Source organism: Nostocoides australiense Ben110, from assembly GCF_001050535.1.
GTDB lineage: Bacteria > Actinomycetota > Actinomycetes > Actinomycetales > Dermatophilaceae > Nostocoides_A > Nostocoides_A australiense.
Window position 1 is genome coordinate 3,440,946 of the sequence record NZ_HG764815.1, and the last position, 1,941, is coordinate 3,442,886.

The window sequence follows — 1,941 nt, forward strand, 5'->3', positions numbered from 1 at the left end:
CGCCGCACCCGCCGGCCGCGACGGGCTCGGGGCGCTTGGCGCGGTCCGCCCAGGCGTGCCGGATGGCCTCGAGCAGGACCTGCGGGGGCTGAGCCCCGGTCACGGCATACTTCTGGTCGAGCACGAAGGTGGGGACCGCGGTGATGCCGATCTGGCCGGCGACCGCCTCGTCGGTGCGCACGTCGATGCCGTGATCGTCGCTGCTCAGCACCCGCTCGATCGTCTCGGCGTCGAGGCCGCCCTCGGCGGCCAGCCGGCGGAGGGTGTCGGCGTCGCCGATCGCCGCGCCCTCGGTGTACCACCCGCGCATGATCCGCTCGGTGACCGGGCCCTCGACCCCGGCCTCGCGCGCGGCGTGGATGAGGCGGTGCGCGTCATACGAATTGCTCGGCACGACGCGGTCCCACTGGAAGTCCAGCCCGACCTCCGCTGCCCCCGCCGCCATCTGTTCGTGCTGAGCGACCATCTGCTCGCGCGTCACGCCGTACTTCTGGGCGATCCGATCGACATTGGATCCGGTGCCGACCGCGGGGGCGTTGCGGTCCAGCTCGTAGCTGTGCCAGATGACGTCGACGTCGTCACGATGCTCGAAATCCGCGAGGGCCAGGTCGAGGTGGCGCCGGCCCACGTGGCAGAACGGGCAGACGATGTCGGACCAGACGTCGATACGCATGCCCCGACTCTATGCGCCCCCATCCGGTCGAGAGTGCACTTCGGGGCCGTCGAGAGCGCACATCCGCGTGACCGGTAGCCGGGCCGGATGACGTTGTCGGGACCCACGGCTAGGGTTCCGAGGGTGAGCACCGCTTTGTATCGCCGCTACCGGCCCGACACGTTCGCCGACGTGATCGGGCAGGAGCACGTGACGGTGCCCTTGATGCGTGCGCTGGACTCCGGCCGCATCAATCACGCCTACCTCTTCTCCGGCCCCCGTGGGTGCGGCAAGACGACGAGCGCCCGCATCCTTGCCCGCTGTCTCAATTGCGAGCAGGGGCCGACCGGCACCCCGTGCGGCGAGTGCGACTCGTGCGTGGCGCTGGCGCGCGGGGGGCCCGGCTCGATCGACGTCATCGAGATCGACGCGGCCAGCCACGGCGGCGTCGACGATGCCCGTGAGCTGCGGGAGCGGGCGGCCTTCGCGCCGGCCGAGAGCCGCTACAAGGTCTACATCATCGACGAGGCCCACATGGTCACGACGCAAGGCTTCAACGCTCTGCTCAAGATCGTCGAGGAGCCGCCCGAGCACGTGAAGTTCGTCTTCGCGACCACCGAGCCCGAAAAGGTCATCGGGACCATCCGCTCCCGCACCCACCACTACCCCTTCCGCCTCGTGCCGCCGGCCCGGCTGCACGACTATCTCGAGCTCTTGTGCCGCGCCGAGGGTGTCGATGTCGAGCCGGGCGTGCTGTCCTTCGTCGTGCGGGCCGGCGGAGGTTCGGTGCGAGATTCGCTGTCCGTGCTGGATCAGCTGATGGCGGGGTCGGACGCGCGTGGGCTGACCTATGACGGAGCGGCTGCGCTCCTCGGGTTCACCGACGGTGAACTGTTGGATGCGACGGTCACGGCCTTCGGGGCTGGAGACGCCGCGGGGGTCTTCACCCAGATCGACAAGGTCATCGAGACCGGCCACGACCCCCGGCGCTTCATCGAGGACCTGCTCGAGCGCTTCCGCGACCTGATCGTCCTGACCGCAGTGCCCGACGCAGGGTCGTCGGTGCTGCGGGCGTTGCCGAGCGATCAGATCGAGCGGATGCGGGTGCAGGCGGGTGGGTTCGGTCCCGGGGCGCTCTCGCACGCGGCCGACCTGGTCAACACCGGGCTGAGCGAGATGACCGGCGCCACGGCGCCACGGCTGCAACTGGAACTGATCGCCGCCCGCGTCCTGCTGCCCGGTGCCGCCGGTGAGCATGGGTATGCCGCCCGCCTCGACCGCATCGAACG

General features: G+C 70.3%; 2 protein-coding genes. One reads left to right on the forward strand and one right to left on the reverse strand.

What is annotated here, in order from left to right:
* Nucleotides 1-673, reverse strand: a 673-nt coding sequence (locus BN11_RS16750) for a DsbA family oxidoreductase (protein WP_048699483.1), incomplete at its 3' end; no start/stop codon positions are given.
* Between the two features lie 123 nt (nucleotides 674-796).
* Here BN11_RS16750 and BN11_RS16755 point away from each other — a divergent pair.
* On the forward strand, nucleotides 797-1,941 hold a 1,145-nt coding region (locus BN11_RS16755), incomplete at its 3' end, for a DNA polymerase III subunit gamma and tau (protein ID WP_048701793.1).